Source organism: Cellulomonas sp. PS-H5, from assembly GCF_019265565.1.
Lineage (GTDB): Bacteria > Actinomycetota > Actinomycetes > Actinomycetales > Cellulomonadaceae > Cellulomonas.
Genome location: NZ_JAHVCI010000003.1, coordinates 82,351 through 100,479, shown reverse-complemented (window position 1 = coordinate 100,479; position 18,129 = coordinate 82,351). Strand labels below are relative to the sequence as shown.

Annotated in this window: 11 protein-coding genes; 6 read left to right on the top strand and 5 right to left on the bottom strand. The window is 77.6% G+C overall.

Features of this window, described 5'->3' with window-relative positions; genetic code table 11:
• The first annotated feature begins 36 nt into the window (after window positions 1-36).
• Together J5O08_RS20720 and J5O08_RS20715 are read left to right on the top strand one after the other, a co-directional pair.
• Window positions 37-351, top strand: coding sequence for a hypothetical protein (locus tag J5O08_RS20720; RefSeq protein ID WP_255589171.1), 315 nt, complete (start codon window positions 37-39; stop codon window positions 349-351).
• Window positions 352-479: 128 nt separating this feature from the next.
• Window positions 480-818 (top strand): STAS domain-containing protein, encoded by a 339-nt coding sequence (locus J5O08_RS20715; protein WP_168216894.1) that lies wholly within the window; start codon window positions 480-482, stop codon window positions 816-818.
• Between the two features lie 23 nt (window positions 819-841).
• Here J5O08_RS20715 and J5O08_RS20710 read toward each other — a convergent pair whose 3' ends face one another.
• Entirely contained in the window at window positions 842-1,168 is a 327-nt protein-coding gene (locus tag J5O08_RS20710; protein ID WP_308281292.1) for a DUF2087 domain-containing protein, read from the bottom strand.
• Window positions 1,169-1,349: 181 nt separating this feature from the next.
• Between J5O08_RS20710 and J5O08_RS02810 the strand changes: the two genes are divergently transcribed.
• From J5O08_RS02810 to J5O08_RS02800, 3 genes are all read left to right on the top strand, one after another.
• Entirely contained in the window at window positions 1,350-2,012 is a 663-nt protein-coding gene (locus J5O08_RS02810) for a hypothetical protein (RefSeq protein WP_218705332.1), read from the top strand.
• Between the two features lie 168 nt (window positions 2,013-2,180).
• On the top strand, window positions 2,181-4,550 hold the full coding sequence (locus J5O08_RS02805; protein ID WP_218705331.1) for a penicillin-binding protein: 2,370 nt from the start codon (window positions 2,181-2,183) through the stop codon (window positions 4,548-4,550).
• A gap of 117 nt (window positions 4,551-4,667) precedes the next feature.
• Window positions 4,668-5,186, top strand: coding sequence for a hypothetical protein (locus J5O08_RS02800; protein ID WP_218705330.1), 519 nt, complete (start codon window positions 4,668-4,670; stop codon window positions 5,184-5,186).
• Between the two features lie 24 nt (window positions 5,187-5,210).
• Here J5O08_RS02800 and J5O08_RS02795 read toward each other — a convergent pair whose 3' ends face one another.
• Complete coding sequence (locus tag J5O08_RS02795) at window positions 5,211-5,375, bottom strand: hypothetical protein (protein ID WP_168216895.1); 165 nt, start codon at window positions 5,373-5,375, stop codon at window positions 5,211-5,213.
• Window positions 5,376-5,542: 167 nt separating this feature from the next.
• On the opposite strand from J5O08_RS02795, the gene J5O08_RS02790 reads away from it, so the two are divergent.
• On the top strand, window positions 5,543-6,148 hold the full coding sequence (locus J5O08_RS02790; RefSeq protein ID WP_218705329.1) for a D-alanyl-D-alanine carboxypeptidase family protein: 606 nt from the start codon (window positions 5,543-5,545) through the stop codon (window positions 6,146-6,148).
• Window positions 6,149-6,267: 119 nt separating this feature from the next.
• On the opposite strand, the gene J5O08_RS20700 is transcribed toward J5O08_RS02790, so the two are convergent.
• The 3 genes from J5O08_RS20700 to J5O08_RS02775 all read right to left on the bottom strand — a co-directional run bounded on the left by J5O08_RS20700 (window position 6,268) and on the right by J5O08_RS02775 (window position 17,896).
• A complete protein-coding gene (locus J5O08_RS20700; RefSeq protein WP_218705328.1) occupies window positions 6,268-7,815 on the bottom strand; it encodes a GAF domain-containing protein in 1,548 nt (515 codons plus the stop codon).
• A 115-nt stretch (window positions 7,816-7,930) separates the two neighbouring features.
• Window positions 7,931-8,590 carry a helix-turn-helix transcriptional regulator gene (locus J5O08_RS21505; RefSeq protein WP_218705326.1) on the bottom strand — a complete coding sequence of 220 codons (660 nt, stop codon included), beginning with the start codon at window positions 8,588-8,590 and terminating at the stop codon, window positions 7,931-7,933.
• Between the two features lie 282 nt (window positions 8,591-8,872).
• Complete coding sequence (locus J5O08_RS02775) at window positions 8,873-17,896, bottom strand: IPT/TIG domain-containing protein (RefSeq protein ID WP_218705324.1); 9,024 nt, start codon at window positions 17,894-17,896, stop codon at window positions 8,873-8,875.
• Window positions 17,897-18,129: the final 233 nt, after the last annotated feature.

Genomic DNA, 18,129 nt, shown 5'->3' with positions numbered 1-18,129 from the left:
GCGCGCATGATGCCGTCATCGGACGGGGAGGCGACGATGCCGCACCACTCGGACCTGCCGCGCCTGGCGGCGCTCGACGACGTGACCCTCGCGCGGGCCCGGACGGTGACCGTCCACTCGCCCGACGCGTCCGGGGACGGCGACCTCGTGTGGACGCTGACGGTCCGGGACGGCGACGGCGAGCCGCTGGGGCGGGAGCGGCTGAGCGCGCCGGACTGGCCGACGCCGCTGGCCGAGATCATCGCCCCGCACCTCGACGTGGCGGGGCTGCGGGTGGTCGGCGCCTGGCGGACCGACCTGGGCGACGACGACCTGCCGCAGCACGAGGCCCGGGTCCGGCCGGACGCGTGAGGGGGGCGGCGTCGGGCCGCGTCGGGTCGGTTCAGGTCGCAGCACCTGGACGCGCGCCGCACGGCCCGGCGCGGTTGCCTACGCTGGGGCGGGTCGGCGCACGCCGGCGCGCGGCGGAAGGGGCGGACGTGGAGATCGCGGTGCAGCGGATCGGGGGGCCCGTGGTGGTCCTGCGGCCCCGGGGGCGGCTGACCGCCGGCGACGCCCCGGAGCTGCGCGCGGTGGTCGCCGACCTGGTCGAGCAGGGGCGCACCAAGCTCGTCGTCGACCTGGAGGAGACGACGTTCCTGGACTCGTCGGGCCTCGGGGCGCTCGTCGCCGGGCTGCGCGCGACGCGCACCGCCGGCGGCGACCTCACCATCGCGCGACCCACCGGGCAGGTGCTCGACGTGCTGACCCTGACCACGATGATCCGGGTGCTGCCGCCGCACGAGACCGTCGCGGACGCGTTCGCCGCGCTCACCTGACGCACGCCGGGCGGGCCGGGCGGTCAGAGCGGGTCGAACTCCGTCACGCGGGTCCGCCAGTACTCCGCGCCGTCGCGGGTGCGGGTGACGAGGCCCGCCTCGACGAGCTCCCGCCGCAGACCCACCGGGTCGCGGGCCAGCTCCGCGAGCCGGTCGGTCAGCAGCCGCTCGCCGACGGGCTCCTCGAGCGGCAGCGCGCCCTGCGCCACCCACCGCAGCACGAGGTCGCGGTCCGCCCGGCGCCGGGGGAGGTTCTCGAGCCGCCCGCGCACCAGGAACCGCGTGGGGTCGGCGGGCGGGGTCGTCGGGGCCGCGGGCCGGGCACCCGCGCGTGCGTCGTCGTCAGCCACCCCGGCAGCGTAGGCAGCGGCCGCGCCGGGTTCCCACCCGATTCTCGCGAGCCCGCCCGATCCATCGGGTGGCTTCGCGAGAACCGGGTGATGATGCCGGGAGGACCGGCGCGGACCGGCGCTGGAACCGGCGCCCCGACCGGGGCGTTCGACCCGGGGACGACGACGAGAGGGGACGACCATGGGCTTCCTGGACCGTCTGCTGGGCCGCGAGCCCCGGCAGCAGCAGCCGTACCGGCAGCCGTACGGCGCACGCCCGGCCGACGCGCGACCGCCCGCCGACCCCGACCAGGCCGCGATCGAGCGGTACCGGTACCTGCTGCGCACCGCCCCGCCCCGCGCGATCGAGCAGGCGCACGCGGAGGCGTTCGCGCAGCTGACGCCCGAGCAGCGCCGGCAGGTCCTCGACGGCCTCGCCGCGGAGGTGCCGCCCGCCGAGCGCGCCACGGACGACGACCCGCGCTCGCTCGCGCGGATGGCCACCCGGGCCGAGCTGCGGCAGCCGGGCACGCTGGAGCGGTCGTTCGGCCGCGCCGGCGGCGTGGGCGGGGGCCTGGGCGGCGGCATGGGGATGGGCGGCATGATCGCCGGCTCGCTGCTCGCCAGCGTGGCCGGGGCGTTCGTCGGCACGGCGATCGCGGACAGCCTGTTCGACCTGTCCGACCAGGGCGACGCCGCGGCGGACGCGGGCGGCGACCCGGGCTCCGACGCCGGCGCGGACGGGTACGGCGACGGCGGGGACGTCTCCGCGGACGGCGGCGGCTGGGGCGGTGACGGCGGCGGCTGGGGCGACGTCGGCGGCGGGGACTTCGGCGGTGGCGACTTCGGGGGCGGCGACTTCTGAGCCCCCGGGGGGCGCCCACCCCGGGCACCCCCGCGCCGCGGCACCGCGTCGCCCGTGCTCCGCCCTCACCCGGCGGGGATGAACTCACCCCGCCCCCGGGCGCGACCTGCGCGCGGACCCCCTACCGTGGCGCACATGGCACCCGGCGGGGGTCGAACCGCCCGGCGCATGACCGTCACGAGGGCGGTCGCGCTGGTGCTGGCGTTCGTCCTCGTGGCCGTCCTCGGCGGCGTGCTCGCCGCCGCGCTGGTGCTCCCGACCGTGGCCGTCGCGAACGGCACCACGGACCTCGCGGTCGAGGCCTTCGAGGACCTGCCGTCAGAGATCGAGCGGCAGCCGCTGTCCGAGCGGTCCACGGTCCTCGCGTCCGACGGCACCACCGTCCTGGCGACGTTCTGGGCGGAGAACCGGGTGGTGGTCCCGCTGACGGCGGTGGCCGAGCCGCTGCAGCAGGCCGTGATCGCCATCGAGGACAAGCGGTTCTACCAGCACGGCGGCATCGACCCGGAGGGCATGGTCCGCGCGCTCGTCCGCAACCTGCAGTCTTCGGGTCGGACCGAGGGCGCCTCCACGCTGACCCAGCAGTACGTGAAGAACGTCCTGATCGAGCAGGCCGTCCGCGCGGGCGACCCCGCCGGGGCCGAGGCCGCGCGCGAGGCGAGCGGCCCCGAGGGCTACGCCCGCAAGCTCCGCGAGGCCAAGCTGGCGATCGCGCTCGAGAAGGAGATGACGAAGGACCAGATCCTCGAGGCGTACCTCAACATCGCCCAGTTCGGCGTGAACACCTACGGCGTCGAGGCGGCGGCGCGCCGGTACTTCAGCAAGTCCGCGGCCGACGTGAATTACCTCGAGGCGGCGACCATCGCCGGCGTGACGCAGAGCCCGACGGCGTACGACCCGGTGCGCAACCCGGACACGGCCCAGCAGCGCCGCGACCTGGTGCTCCGGCTGATGCACGAGCAGGGGCACCTCACCGCGGACGAGCTCGCTGCTGGGCTGGCCACGCCCCTCGCCGACACCCTCCACGTCGACACCCGGCCCGTCGGCTGCATGGCCGCGGAGACCACCGTGCCCGGCTCCGGCTACTTCTGCGATTACGTCACGAAGGTCATCCGCAACGACCCGGCGTTCGGGGCGACCGAGGCCGAGCGGGTCGACCGGCTGTACCGCGGCGGTCTGACCATCACGACGACCCTCGACCCGCGGGAGCAGACGCTCGCCGCCGCCGCGGTCCAGGCCGGCGTGCCGGCGGACGACCCGTCCGGCGTCGCGACCGCCCTGGTCACGGTCGAGCCCGGCACCGGCAAGATCACGTCGATGGCGCAGAACCGCCGGTACAACAACACCGAGGACCACGGGGACCGCGAGACCGCCGTCAACTACAGCACCGACTTCGCGTACGGCGGGGGCAGCGGGTTCCCGCCCGGGTCGACGTTCAAGCCGTTCACCCTGGCCCAGTGGCTGAAGGAGGGGCACAGCCTGTCGGAGCGGGTGAACGGCACCCGGTTCTCGTACCGGTTCAGCGAGTTCCGGACCTCGTGCACCCGGCTCGACCCCCGCACCGAGTACCGGTTCGCGAACGCCGAGGGCCCGCGGTCGGGCGGGGTGATGAGCGTGCTCGACGCCACCCGGAACTCCGTGAACTCGGGCTACATCGCGATGGCCTCGCAGATCGACATCTGCGGGGTGTTCGACACCGCGACCGCCCTCGGCATCCACAAGCCGGGCGGCTCGTCGGGCGAGGGCCCGTTCGACCCGCTGCCCGCCAACGTGCTCGGCTCCAACTCGGTCTCCCCGCTGTCGATGGCGGCCGCGTTCGCGGCGTTCGCGAACAGCGGGACCTACTGCGTGCCGGTGGCGATCCTGTCCGTGACGGACACCGACGGGCAGGCGCTGCCCGTGCCGCCGGGCGGCTGCACGCCGGGAGCGCTGGAGCCGCGCGTCGCCGACGCCGTGACCTACGCGCTGCAGAACGTGTGGAGCGGGACCGCGGCGACCGACCCGCCGCCGTTCCCGTCGGCCGGCAAGACCGGGACGACCTCCCACAACGAGCACACCTGGTTCGTCGGCTACACGCCGCTGCGGGCGACCGCGGTGTGGGTCGGCTTCGCCGACCGGATGCTGCCCATGCAGCGCATCACGATCAACGGGCGGTACATCCGGAACGTCTTCGGGTCCTCGGTCGCGGTGCCGATCTGGAAGTCGTTCATGATCCCGACGCTGGAGGGGCAGGCCGTGCCCGGCTTCGCGCCCCCGGGCCAGGACGAGGTGCTGGGCAAGCAGCTGCCGGTACCGCAGGTCGTCGGGCGGGACGTCGCCGGGGCCCAGGCCGCGCTGCAGCGCGCCGGGTTCCGGGTGTCGGTCGCCGCGGCGGTGCCGGACCCGGCGGCCGCCGGCACCGTGCTCCGCCAGAGCCCGTCCGGCACCGCCACGGCCGGCGCCGCGGTGACGATCGTGCCCTCGGCGGGACCGGCGCCCGCGCCGCCCCCGGCGGCGCCGCCCGCGGCTCCCCCGGCCGCTCCCCCGGCGCCGCCCTGACGTCCGGGACCGCCCCCGGGCGGAGCCGCGGGTCCGCCTGCGGGATGACCGGCCGGCGGGCACGACCGTCCCCCGAGCCGACGCGCCCGCGCGGGCCCGGACCCTAGCGTCGAGGGCATGGACGGCACCCCGCTCACCAGCACCCCGCCGCGCACGCCCGAGCGCCGGCTGCTCGGGGCCCTGGCGCTCGCCGCCGCCGCGGCGCTCTCGCTCAGCGCGTGCGGCGGCGCGGTCGCGAACGCCCTCGGCCGGCAGCCCGACCCGCGGGCCACGACGTTCGCCACCGGCGCGGACGCGAAGGCCGACGCCTCGCTCCCGGGGTGGGCGCCCGACGGCGCCACGGACGTCCGGGTCAAGCAGCGCCCGGGCGGGGACGAGCGGATCGTCACCATGCGCGCCGCGCTCGCCGACCTGCCGGACGACTGCGTCCCGGTGTCGGCGGAGCACCCGCTGGCGCCCCGCCCGGCGCAGGGCGACCCGGCGGACTTCCGGTCGGTGTCGACGCTCACGGCCGACTGGTGGCCGGCCGAGGCGGAGCAGGACGCCACCGTCATGTGCGGGGCGTGGTGGGTGGGCGAGCGCGACGGGGTGCTCTACGCGTTCACGCCCGAGCGGCGCACGGTGCCGGTGAGCTGACCGGCGACCGCCGCCCGGTCCCGGTCAGGCCGAGACGGCCAGGGGTGCGGGCTCCTCGACCGTCGCGACGACGACCAGCTCGCCCGTCTCCTCGTCCACCACGGCGACCGCACGGGTCCCGCAGGCGCACAGGAGCTCGACGCCGTCGCCGTCGTCGAACCAGATGCACACGTGCCGCTGACTCCTCATGGCCACGACGGTACGCACGACCACCGACACGCCCCGGTTCCGCACCCCGCGTGTCGCGATCTGCCGCGTGATCCCGCGGGACCGCGCCCGCCGGAGCCGCGCGCGCCTCAGGACGGGCCGCCGCCGGCCGATGGGCACGGTGCACCCCGGGGGAGGAACCGCACCGCATGAGCCTCGACGGCCTCGCGTCGATCAACCAGCGCATCGCCGCCATCCAGGCGACCATCGGGTCGCTGGCGCCGACGCCCACGACCACCACCAGCGACGCCGCGTTCGCGCAGGCGCTCGCGCAGGCCGTCGACCCGGCCGCCTCGGGCACCGCGGCGGCCGGCGCGACCGGAACCCCCGCTGCGGTGGGGGCCAGCACCGCGCGGGACGCCGACGGCGTACCCCTCGCGCTGGCCGGCTACGGCAACGGGAAGATCCCCGCCGACGCGCTGCACGAGGTCGGCAGCACCGGCCACCGGCTGTGGGCGCCGGCGGCCGACGCGCTCGAGAGCCTGATCGCCGACGCCGCGCGCGACGGCGTGACCATCGGCATCACCGACTCCTACCGGTCGTACGAGGCCCAGGTCGACGTCGCCGCCCGCAAGGGCCTGTACTCGCAGGGCGGCCTCGCCGCGGTGCCGGGCACGAGCGACCACGGCTGGGGCATGGCGGTCGACCTGAAGCTGGACGACGCGGCGCAGTCGTGGATGCGCGCGAACGGTGGCCGGTACGGCTTCGTCGAGGACACCCCGCGCGAACCCTGGCACTGGGCGTACGAGGGCTGATCTGATGCGACCCCGGGGCCACCGGGCGGCGATCCGACAGTGGAAGGTGGTGACGGACACGCCGTCGGCGTGTCCGTCACCACCTTCCACTGCCCCCGGCGGGTGCCGTGCGCCCGGGGTCAGTCGAGGATCGCGCGGGTGACCGCCACCTGCTCGGTCAGCACCCCGCCGATCGTCTGCTGGGTCTCGTTGATCCGCTCCACGACGCCGCCGATCTGCGCCAGCGACGTGATCACCCCGTCGACCTGCTGCTGGATCGTCCGCACCTTGTCACCGACCTGGGTGGTCGCCGCCGCGGTCTCGTTGGCGAGCTCCTTGACCTCGTGCGCGACGACGGCGAACCCGCGGCCCGCCTCCCCCGCGCGCGCCGCCTCGATCGTGGCGTTGAGCGCGAGCAGGTTGGTCTGCGCCGCGATGCCCTGGATGACGGTGACGACCTGGCCGATCTCGGCGCTCGACTGCCCGAGCCCCGCCACGTCCCGGTTGGCGTCCTGGGCGAGGCGTTGGCCGTCGGTGGCCACCGTCGTGGCGGCGAGCACGTTCCGCTCGACCTCCTGGATCGACGTCACGAGCTCCTCGCCCGCGGTGCGCAGCCGGGCCGCGCCCGCGTGCCGCTCGAGCGCCTGCGCCACCAGGAACGCCGTGTTGCGCAGCGCGTCCGTGCGCCCCTGCGACAGCGTCAGCGTGGTGGTCGCGAAGAAGTCCATCGTGCCGATGACCTGCCCGGCCACGACGATCGGCAGGCAGACGCCCGACTTCACGCCGACCCGCTGGGCCGCGGGCGCCCGGACGCAGTCGGTGAGCTCGCCGAGGTCCGGCACGAACACCAGGTCCCGCGCCCGCCAGGCCCGGCCGGCGAGGCCGACGCCCTCGCGGAACGACGCCGCCCGCGTCACCTCGCGGAACTCGGCGCCCGCGTCGCCCGACTCCTGGACGAAGGTGAGCGCGCGCTGCTGCTCGTCGACCCGCCAGTAGGACCCGTACGCCCAGCCGAACCCCTCGCGGATGGCCGCGAGGGCGCGGTGGAGCGCCTCCTCGGCGGTGGGCGCGCCGGTGACCTCGTGGATGACCCGGTTGACCGCCTCGATGTCCTGCAGCGCCTCGGCCTGGCGCTCGGCGGTGGCGACCCGCTCGATCGCCTGGCTCACCAGGACCCCGATGCTGCGCAGCGTCGCGAGGCGCTGCGGGGACGGGCTGAGCGTCTCCGTGGTGAAGAAGTCCATCGTGCCGGTGACGACGCCGTTCTCCAGCAGGGGGAAGCAGATCCCCGACCGGACGCCGGCCCGCTGCGCCGCGGGGGCGCGCACGCAGTCCGTGAGCTCGCCCAGGTCCGCCACGAACACCAGGTCGCGGTGCCGCCAGGCCCGACCCGACAGCCCGACGCCCTCGGTGAACGACGCCGCGCGGGTCACCCGGCGGAACTCGTCACCCGCGTCCCCGGACTCCTGGACGAAGTGCAGCGCGCGGTCGGCCTCGACCCGCCAGTACGAGCCGTACGCCCAGTCGAACCGCTCGCGGACGACGTCGAGCGCCGCGCGGACCGCCCCCTCGGACGTGGACGCCCCGGCGAGCGCGTGCACGACCGCGGTGACGGCGTCGATGTTCGCGCGGGACTCGGACAGCTCGGTGGCCGCGGTCGGCGGCTGCGGGCGGGTGCGGGTGAACACGTGGCTCCTCGTGGGTCGGTACCCCTTGCGAGGAACTCATCGACGTCCGCGGAGCCCGCGTGAGCGGATCGCGCGCCACGAACCGGGTGATTCGGGCAAACGCGGCCGTTCGGACTCAGGGGCGGGGCGGGCGGTCCGCGCCGCCGCCCCCGGTGTCGCGGTCGGGGTCACCCGCGGGGTCGTCCGCCGTGTCGTCCGCCGTGTCGTCGTCGGGGATGACCACGCGCGCGCCGAGGTCCCACGGCTGGAACACCCGCTCGCCGTCCATCCGGAACCGCAGGGTCCGCTGGGTGCGCACCCGCGGGCCGGGCGCGGCGTCGGGGTCGGGCTCGACGACGTCGCCCACGGCCGGAGGGGCGGCAGGGGCGGGGGCGGGGGCGGCGGGCCGGGCGGGCGCGGACGGCGGGGCGGGCCGCACGGCGGAGGCGGAGGCGCCGCCGCCCTCGGGCCGGAGCTCCCCCTCCCCCAGCAGGACGTCGTCCAGCCGCCGGTAGCGGAACTCGGCCTCGCGGCGGTTCCGCTCGATCCACATCGTCATCAGGTCGAGCACCTCGGTCTCCAGGTGCGCGGGCCGGCGCTGCGCCTCCCGCCGACGGCTGACGAGCCCCGCCTCCTCGAGTACGCGCAGGTGCTTGGACACCGCCTGCGGCGAGACGTCGTAGGGGGCCGCGAGGGCGCCGACCGTGGCGTCGCCGGACGCGAGCCGGGCCACCAGGTCGCGGCGCAGCGGGTCGGCGAGCGCCGCGAACACCTGCGACAGGGGGTCGGCGGCCACGGGTCCTCCTGACGGGTGGGTGGGTGACGGCTGCCGTAGCGTGCCACGCCGCCCGCCGCGACCACAACCAGGCAGTTGCGCAACGCACCGGGCGCAGGGGGTGGTAGCGGCCGGGCGGGAGGGGCGGTCGCGGCCGGGCGCGGGGGCGGTCGCTCCCGCGCGCCCGACCCCTCGCCGGGCGCGCGACGACGGCCGCGCGCCGGGCGGGAGGGTCCCCGCCGCGACGCGCGGCCGCCGGTCCGGTGCCGGCCGGTCGACGCCCGAGCGGTCAGCGCCCGGCCGTCACCCGGCCCCGCCCGGTCGCGCCGCCCGCCGCCGGACCGCGTGCCGCCGGACCAGCAGCAGCCCGACGCCCCAGAGCACCAGGCCCGCGGCCCACCACGGCGCCTCCCGGCCGATGTCGCTGCCGGTCACGGCGAGCGGGTCGGACGCGGCGGACGCCGGGTCCGCCGGGTCGTCGGCCGCCGCCAGCACCTCGGAGGCGTAGTACGTCACCGGGAGCGAGGCGGTGCCACCGGGGGTGACCACGACGATCTCCGCGGCGCCCGGGGCGCAGGGCGGGGCGGTGAACGTCAGCGACGTCCCGTCCGCGGCGACCGCGACCTGCTCGGCCGGCACGAGGGTGCCGCAGACGACCACCGACGTATCGCTCGGGACGAACCCGGTGCCGCCCACGGTGACGGGCGTACCCCCGCCCGCGTCGAGGTCGGACGGGTCGGCGCCCGTGGCGACCGGCGCGGCCGGCACCGGGGCGGCGTCCGCGTCGTACTCGTAGCCGAGCGTCACCGCGTCGACGCCGGCCACGGAGACCACGAGGGGCCACACGCCCTCCGGCCCGGGCGGGCTCACCGCGACGACCGCGGTGCCCGAGAGGACCGCCACCGACTCGGCCGAGGTGCCGCCGAAGGTCACCGCGGTCTGGCCCGGGACGAACCCGGTCCCGGTGATCAGCACGGTCTGGCCGCCCGACGTCGGGCCCACCCGCGGCGCGTAGTACGCCACCCGCAGCACCGGGCCGCCGGCCGGGGTCTGGTAGGTGTACGCCCCCGGGAGGACACCCGTGCCCGCGGCGTTGGTCACCGCGACGTCCACCGGGCCCGCGCCGTGCGCCGGCGTGGTGACGACGACGCTGTCGGCCGTCGGCGTGCCGACGATCGTGGCCGGGACGCCGCCGAACGTGACGCCGGAGACCGTGCCGAGGCCGGTGCCGGTGCCGGTGAGCGTCACCGTGGTGCCGCCCGCGGTCGGGCCCGCGTCCGGCGTGAGGCCGCCGAGGAAGGGGCCGCCCTCGGGGACGTAGCCGTACCCGCCGGCGCGCACCGCGTCGGCGCCCGGCAGCTCGACCACGACGTCCGCCGGGCCGGCCGCACCGGCCGGCGCGACGACCGTCAGTCCGCCGGGGACCACCGTCAGGCCGGTGGCCGGGACGCCGCCGAACGTGACGCCCGTGGCCGCGGCCAGGCCGGACCCGGAGATCGTCACCGTCGTGCCGCCCGCGACCGGGCCCTGCGCCGGGGACAGCCCCGTGAGCACGGGGCCGGCGTAGGTCACCGTGCCGGCGGCCACCTCTCCGGCCGGGAAGGTGATCACCACGGGGGCGGCGCCGGCGGTCTCGCTCGCCGGCAGCGTGCCGGTGAGGGTCGTGCCGTCGGCCGAGGGGACCGCGTCCGCGACGGCCACGCCGCCGACCGTGAGGCCGGTGGCGTCCGCCAGGCCGGTGCCGGTGACCGTGATCGGCACGCCGCCCGCGGTGGGCGCCGTCGCCGGGGTCACCGAGGCGACCGTGGCGCCGCTGCCGTCCTCGACGTAGGTGAGGTCGCCCGCGGGCACCTCGCCGCCGCCGGGGTAGGTGACGACGACCGCCGCCGGGCCCGTCCCGGGGCCCGGGGGCGCCGTGAACGTGATCGACGTGCCGTCGTCGGCCACCACGACGTCCCCCGCCGCGGTGCCGCCGACCGTCACCCCGGTGGCCCCGGTCAGCCCGGTGCCGGTGAGGGTCACGGCGACGCCGCCCGCGAGCGGGACCTCGGCCGGGTCCAGGCCGGTGACGTCGGCGTCCGAGCCGTCGGCCTGGTAGGTGAACGCCTCGGCGAGCGTGGCGTCCGCGCCCGGCGCGACCAGCACCAGGTCGACGGCGCCCGGCGCGTGCTCCGGCGTCGTGAAGGTCACCGACGTCGCGGTCACGGCGGACGGGGTCACCGCCACGCCGTCCACCAGGACCCCGGTCACGGCGCCCAGGCCGGTGCCCGTCAGCGTGACGGACGTGCCGCCGGACTGCGGGCCGACGGCCGGCTCGACCGAGTCGACGGCCGGGAGGGCGTAGGTGACCACGCCCGCCGGGAGCGCGCCCGCCGGGAACTCGAGCTGCACCGGGACGCCGCCGGGGGCGTCGGACGGCGGCAGCACGACGGTGACCTCGGTGCCGGACACCACCGTGAAGTCCACGGGGCTGCCCGCGACGGTCACGCCGGAGACGCCGTCCAGGCCGGTGCCGGTCACGGTCACCGTCCCGCCCGCCGTCGGGACCGTCGCCGGCTCGACGCCGTCGACGGTGGAGGCCGAGCCGTCGTCGGCGTAGCCGAGGTCGCCCGCGGCCACCTCGCCGTCCGCCGGGTAGGCGATCACGACCGGGTCGGCGCCCGGCTCGGTGCCCGGGGGCGCCGTGAACGTGATCGACGTGCCGTCGTCCGCCACGACGACGTCCGCGGCGGCGACGCCGCCGACGGTCACGCCCGTGGCCCCGGTGAGACCGGTGCCGGTGATCGTGACCGGGACGCCGCCCGCGAGCGGGACGGTGCCCGGCTCGAGCCCGCCGACCACCGCGTCGGAGCCGTCCACCAGGTAGGTGAAGGCGTCCGGCACCTCGAGGTCGGCACCCGGCTGGACCAGCACCAGGCCGACCGGGCCTGGTGCGTGCTCCGGCGTCTCGAAGGTCACCGACGTCGCGGTCACCTCCGTCGGCGTCACCTGGACGCCGTCCACCAGCACCGCGGTCACGGCGCCGAGCCCGGTCCCCGTCAGCGTGACGGACGTGCCGCCGGACTGCGGGCCCTCGGCCGGGTCGACCGCGGTGGCCGTCGACGCGACGTACGTGACGTCGCCGGCCGGCAGCGTGCCCGCCGGGAACTCGAGCACGACCGGGACGGCGCCCGGCGTCTCCGTCGGCGGCAGCTGCACGGTCACCTCGGTGCCGGACACCACCGTGACGGCCACGGGGGTGCCGCCGACGGTGGCGCCGGAGACCCCGCCGAGGCCGGTCCCGGTCACGGTGACCGGGCCGCCCGCCGTCGGGACCGTCGCCGGCTCGACGCCGTCGACCGCCGAGGCCGACCCGTCGTCGGCGTAGGTGAGGTCGCCCGCGGGCACCTCGCCGCCACCCGGGTAGGTGATCACGACCGGCTCGGCCCCCGGCTCGGCGCCCGGGGGCGTCGTGAAGGTGATCGAGGTGCCGTCGTCCGCGACCACGACGTCCGTCGCCGGCTCGCCGCCGACCGTGACGCCGGTCGCACCGGTCAGGCCGGTCCCCGTGATCGTGACCGGGACGCCGCCCGCGAGCGGCACCGTGCCCGGCGTCAGGTCGCCGACCACCGCGTCGGACCCGTCGGCCTGGTACGTGAACGCGCCCGCCAGGGTCACGTCCGCGCCCGGCTGCTCCAGCACCAGGTCGACCGCCCCTGGTGCGTGCTCCGGCGTCTCGAAGGTCACCGACGTCGCGGTCACCTCCGTCGGCGTCACGGCGACCCCGTCCACGAGCACGGCGGTGACCGCGCCCAGGTCGGTGCCGGTGACGGTCACCCCGGTGCCGCCGGACCGCGGGCCTACCGCGGGGTCCACGGCCGTGACGGTCGAGGCGACGTACTCCAGGGCCCCCGCGAGCACCGTGGCGCCCGACGGGAAGCCGAGCACGACGGCGACCTCGCCCGCGGCGTCCGCCGGCGGGATCGTCACGGTGATCCCGGTGTCGCTCTGCGTCTCCAGCGGGACGGCCACGCCGCCGACGGTCACCGACCCGACGCCCGCCAGGCCCGTGCCGGTGAGGGTCAGCGTGCCGCCCCCGGCCGTCGGGCTGGTGGCGGGGTCGGTCGCGTCGACCGTCGCGCCGGTGCCGTCGTCCACGTAGGTGAAGCCGTCCGCCAGCGTGGCGTCGACCCCGGGCAGCTGCACGACCACGTCCACCGGGCCGGCGGTGCCGGGCGGCGTCGTGACGGTGAGGCCGGTGCCGTCGGGGGCCACGGCGACACCCACGCCGGGGGTGCCGCCGAGCAGCACGCCCGCGGCGCCGGCGAGCCCCGTGCCGGTGACGGTCACGAGCGTGCCCCCGCCGGTGCCGCCCACGGCCGGGGCGACCCCGGTCACGGTCGGCGCGACGTACGTGATCTCGCCGGCCGGGAGCGTGCCCTCGGGGAAGACGACGACCACGGCGGCCGGGCCCGCGGCGTCGGAGGCCGGCAGCACCGCGGAGACCGAGGTGCCGTCGGGCGACGCCGTCACGCCGGTGGCGGGGACGCCGCCCACGGTCAGGCCGGTGGCGCCCGTCAGGCCGGTGCCGGTGACCGTGACGGTCCCGCCGCCCGCGGTCGGGCTGGTCGTCGGCGTGACGCCGGTGACGGTCGCGCCGGAGCCGTCCTCCAGGTAGGTGAACCCGCCGGGGAGCGTCGCGTCCGGCCCGGGCAGGGCCACGACGACGTCCACCGGGCCCGCCCCGTGCGGCGGGGAGGTCACGGTGATCGACGTGCCGTCGGCGGCGACGTCGACGACCTCGGCCGCGACCCCGCCGAACGCGACGCCGGTGGCGCCGGCCAGGCCGGTGCCGGTCAGCGTGACGGACGTGCCGCCCGCCGCGAGCCCCTCGGCCGGGTCGGCCCCGGCCAGCGTGGGCGCCACGTACTCGAGCGCACCCGCCGCGACCGTGCCGGCCGGGAACGCCAGGACGACGTCCGCGGGGCCGGCGGCCTCCGCTGCCGGGATCGTGACGGTCACCGAGGTGCCGTCCGGGGCGACCACCAGGTCGCCCGCCGGGACGCCGCCGACGGTCACGCCGGTCACCGCGCCGAGGCCGGCGCCGGTGACGGTGAGCGTGCCGCCGCCCGCCGTGGGGCTCCGGGCCGGGTCGAGGCCGTCGACCGTCGCCGACCCGCCGTCGTCCAGGTAGGTGAACGCGCCCGCGAGGACCGCGTCCGCGCCGGTCAGCTCGACGACGACGTCCACGGCGCCCGGCGCGTGCGCCGGCGTCGTGACCGTGAGGCCGGTGCCGTCCGGGGCGACCGCCGTGATCGGTGCCGGCTCGCCGCCGAACGTGACGCCCGAGGCGCCGGTCAGCCCGGTGCCGGTGAGCGTGACGGACGACCCGCCCGCCGCGGGGCCCTCGGCCGGGTCGACGCCCGTGAGCGCCGGCGCCACGTAGGTCACCGTGCCGGCGACGGCGGAGCCCGCCTCGAAGATCAGGGTGACCGTCGCCGGGCCGCCCGCCTCGGACGGCGGCGCGGTCACCGAGACCGCGGTGCCGTCCGGGGCGACCGCGAGTCCGTCCGCGAGGACGCCGCCGACCGTGACGCCGGTGACGGCGCCCAGGCCGGTGCCGGAGACGGTGATCGTGGTGCCGCCGGTGGTCGGGACCTCGGCCGGGGCCAGGCCCGTCACGTCGGCCCCGGAGCCGTCGTCCAGGTAGAGGTAGCCGTTGTCGAGCACCGCGTCGGCGCCCGGCAGCGTCACCACGACGTCGGCCGCGCCGGGTGCCCCCGGCGGGGCCGTGACGGTCACCGAGGTGCCGTCGGGCGCGACCGCGACGATCTCGGCGGGCGCCCCGCCGACGGCGACCTCGGTGGCCGCGCCCAGCCCGGTGCCGGTGAGCACCAGCTGGTTGCCGCCGGAGCTGACGCCGAACACCGGCTGCACGCCCGTGACGGCCGGCGCGAGCAGCTCGACCGTGCCCGCGGGCACCTCGCCGCCCGGGAACTGCAGGACGACGTCCTGCGGACCGCCGGCCTCGGCGGGCGGCACGGTGCCGGTGACGGCGCCGTCGGCCGCCACGAGGTCGACGACCGGGACGCCGCCGACGGTCATGCCCGTCGCGCCGGCGAGGCCGGAGCCCGTGACCGTGACGGTGCCGCCGGAGGTCGGCAGCGCGGCCGGGGCCACGCCGTCGACCACGGCGTCCGCGCCGTCGTCGAGGTAGGTGAAGGTGAGCCCCGCCGGGTCGGCGCCCGGGAGCTCGACCGCCACCGTGACGTCGCCCGCCCCCTGCGCGGGCGACGTCACGGTGATCTCCCCCGGGCCGACGACGGCCAGGTCCGTGGCGGCCACGCCGCCGAAGGTCACGTCGGTCGCGGCCTCGAGGCCGGTCCCGGTGAGCGTGACCGTGGTGCCGCCGGAGGTCGGGCCCTCGGCGGGGTCGAGCGCGTCGAGCGTCGGGGCGACGTACGTGAGGTCGCCCGCCTCGACGGTGCCCAGCGGGAACGCGATCACCACCGGGGCGGCGCCGCCGGTCTCGCCGGCCGGCGTCGTGAACGTGAGGGTGCCGCTGCCGGGGGCGACGACCACGTCGGTCGCGGGGACGCCGCCGACGGTGACGCCGGTGGCGCCCGTCAGGCCGGTGCCGGTGACCGTCACGGTGGTGCCGCCCGCGGTGGGCACCTCGGCCGGCGCGAGGCCGTCGACCGTCGCGTCCGTGCCGTCCGCGAGGTAGGTGAACCCGGCGGGCAGCAGCGAGTCGCCGCCCTCGTTGGTGACGGTGAGCGTCACCGGGCCCGCCGCGTGCGGCGGCGAGGTGACGGTCAGCCCGGTGCCGCTGACGACGTCCAGGCCGGTGCCGGGCACGCCGTCGAACAGCACCCCGGACACGGTGGCCAGGTCGGTGCCGGTGAGCGTGACGACCGTGCCGCCCGCGACCGGGCCCTCGGCCGGGTCGACCCCGGTCACCGTGGCGGCGCCCTCCGCGAGGAAGGCGTAGCCGCTGGCCGCCGTGGCGTCGAGCCCCGGCAGGGCCACGACGACGTCGACCGCGCCGGGTGCGTGCGCCGGCGTCGTGACGGTGAGCTCGGTGTCGCTCACGACGTCCAGGCCGGTGCCCGCGACGCCGTCGAACGTGACGCCGGTCGCGCCGGCCAGGCCGGTGCCGGTGAGGGTCACCGTCGTGCCGCCCTGGTCGGTGCCCTGCGCGGGGCTGAGCGCGATCGTCGGGGCGACGTAGACGAGCGGTCCGGCGACGACCTGGCCGCCCGGGAACACCAGCGCCACGTCGACCGGTCCGGCCGCGGCCGAGGCCGGGATCGTGCCGGACACGCCCGTGCCGTCGGGCGCGACGGTCAGGCCGGTGGCGGCGGTGCCGCCGACCAGCAGACCGGTCGCGCCGGCCAGGCCGGTGCCCGTGACGGTCAGCGTGCCGCCGCCGGCGGTCGGGCTGGTGGCGGGCGTCAGGCCGGTCACGGTCGCGCCGGTGCCGTCGTCGAGGTACGTGAACGCGCCCGCGGCGGTCGCGTCCGCGCCGGGCGCCACGACCACCACGTCGACCGGCCCCGGCGCGTGCGCCGGTGCGGTCACGGTCAGCGAGGTGGGCGACTGCGCGGTGATCGTGGCGGTCTGGCCCCCGAGCGTCACGCCGGTGGCCGGACCGAAGCCCGTGCCCGTGAGCGTGACCGCCGTGCCGCCGGCCGCCGGGCCCTGCGCCGGGGCGACCGCGGTGATCGTCGGCGCCACGTAGGTGACGGTCCCCGCGGCGCGCGTGCCGGCCGGGAACTGCACGACGACGGGCGCGGCGCCCGCGGTCTCGCGGGCCGGCACGGTCGCCGTGATGCCCGTGGGCGTGGCGGTCACGCCGGTCGCCGCGACGCCGCCGACGGTGACGCCGGTGGCGCCGCCGAGGCCGGTGCCGCTGATCGTGACGGTGGTGCCGCCCGCCGTGGGCACCTGCGCCGGTGCCACGCCCGTGAACGTCGCGCCGGAGCCGTCGTCCAGGTAGGTGAACGGGTCCGCGGCGGTGGTGGTGCCGGCCGGGTTGGTCACCGCGACCGCCACCGGGCCCGCCGCGTGCGGCGGGGTGGTCACCGTGAGGGACGTCGCGGTGCGCGCGGTGATGGTGCCGGGCGTGCCGCCGAACGTGACGGCGGTGGCGTTGCCCAGGTTCGTGCCCGTGAGCGTGACGGCGGTGCCGCCGGCCGCGGGCCCCTCCGCGGGCGTGATCGTGGCCACGGTCGGGTTGGTGGGCGGGACGTAGGTGAAGGCGCCGGTCGCGGAGGCGTCCGCGCCGGGGAGCGTCACGGTCACCGGGACCGTGCCCGCCGCGTGCGGCGGCGTGACGGCGGTGACGGACGTCGGCGTGCTCGCGGTGACCGTGCCGGCGACGCCGCCGAACGAGATCCCCGTCGCGCCGGCCAGGCCGGTCCCGGTGATCGTCACGGTCGTGCCGCCGGCCGTCGTCCCCTGCGGCGGGTCGACCGCGGAGATCGTCGGCGCGACGTACGTGAAGCTGCCCGCGGCGACGTCGCCGGTCGGGCGGTTCACCACGATCGGGACCGCGCCCGCGGCCTCGGCCGCCGGGGTGACCGCGGTCAGCGAGGTGCCGTCGGCGGACGGGGTGACCGAGGTGGCCGGGACGCCCCCGACGGTGACGCCGGTGGCGTTCTGCAGGCCGTTGCCCGTCACCGTGACGACGGTGCCGCCGGAGGTCGGGCCGGTGGTCGGCGCGACCGAGGCGACCGTGGCGTTCGGCGCCTGGCAGGACGCCTGGGCGAGCACGATCGTGCCCAGCGGGACGTTGACGGTGGTGCCGGTCAGCGTGACGGTCGCCGACAGGCCGAGGTCGACGAGGACCGCCGCGGACGACGCGCTGGTCGCCGTGGTGGTCGTGACCTGGCGCGCGGTGGCGTTGAGGCGCGCCCCGGCGAGGCCCAGCACGTTGACGTTCGCGCCCGCCGAGACCGTCGGCGTGCTCGCGTTCAGCGTCACGGCCTGGCCGAGCAGGCGCAGGTTGGCGACGTTCGCGGCCGCGGCGGGCGCCGCCCCCGCGGGGCAGGTGGCGGTCGCGCTCACCGCGTCGAGGGCGACGGCGCTCAGGCCGAGGACGCCGATGTTGACGCCGGCGATCTCGGACGTCGCGGTCGACCCGGCCGCGGTCCGCGTCGCCGTCGTGCTGGTGACGCTCCCCGCGGTCGTGACCCCGAGGCCACCGACGCCGAGGTTGAGCAGGCCGCTCTGGCTCGTCCCGCCCCCGGGCGGCGCGACCGCCGTGCCGAGCGTGGTCGTCAGCCCCACCAGGGGGATGTTGACCAGCGGCGGGATGGAGATGCCCGCGTTGAGGTTGATCGCCACGCTCGTGGCGCTGGCGTCCCCTGGTGCCGCCTGTGCGGCCGTCGGGGCGAAGACCATCGCTCCCGACGCCAGGATCGCCGCGGTCGCTCCCGCGACCAGCTTTCGGGCATGCTGCAGCGCACCCACCATCATCCGTCCCCCCTGCAGCGACGACGTCGCCACGAATGTCGTGTTGACGGCATGCAACACAGGAGGGCGCGACCTCGCGAACCCGGCAACCGCATTCCGCGACG

Coding starts and splice junctions, on each gene's coding strand:
- J5O08_RS02795 (WP_168216895.1), bottom strand. CDS start 5,375: ATGAGGAGTCAGCGGCACGTGTGCATCTGGTTCGACGACGGCGACGGC.
- J5O08_RS02805 (WP_218705331.1), top strand. CDS start 2,181: ATGACCGTCACGAGGGCGGTCGCGCTGGTGCTGGCGTTCGTCCTCGTG.
- J5O08_RS20720 (WP_255589171.1), top strand. CDS start 37: ATGCCGCACCACTCGGACCTGCCGCGCCTGGCGGCGCTCGACGACGTG.
- J5O08_RS02800 (WP_218705330.1), top strand. CDS start 4,668: ATGGACGGCACCCCGCTCACCAGCACCCCGCCGCGCACGCCCGAGCGC.
- J5O08_RS02790 (WP_218705329.1), top strand. CDS start 5,543: ATGAGCCTCGACGGCCTCGCGTCGATCAACCAGCGCATCGCCGCCATC.
- J5O08_RS02810 (WP_218705332.1), top strand. CDS start 1,350: ATGGGCTTCCTGGACCGTCTGCTGGGCCGCGAGCCCCGGCAGCAGCAG.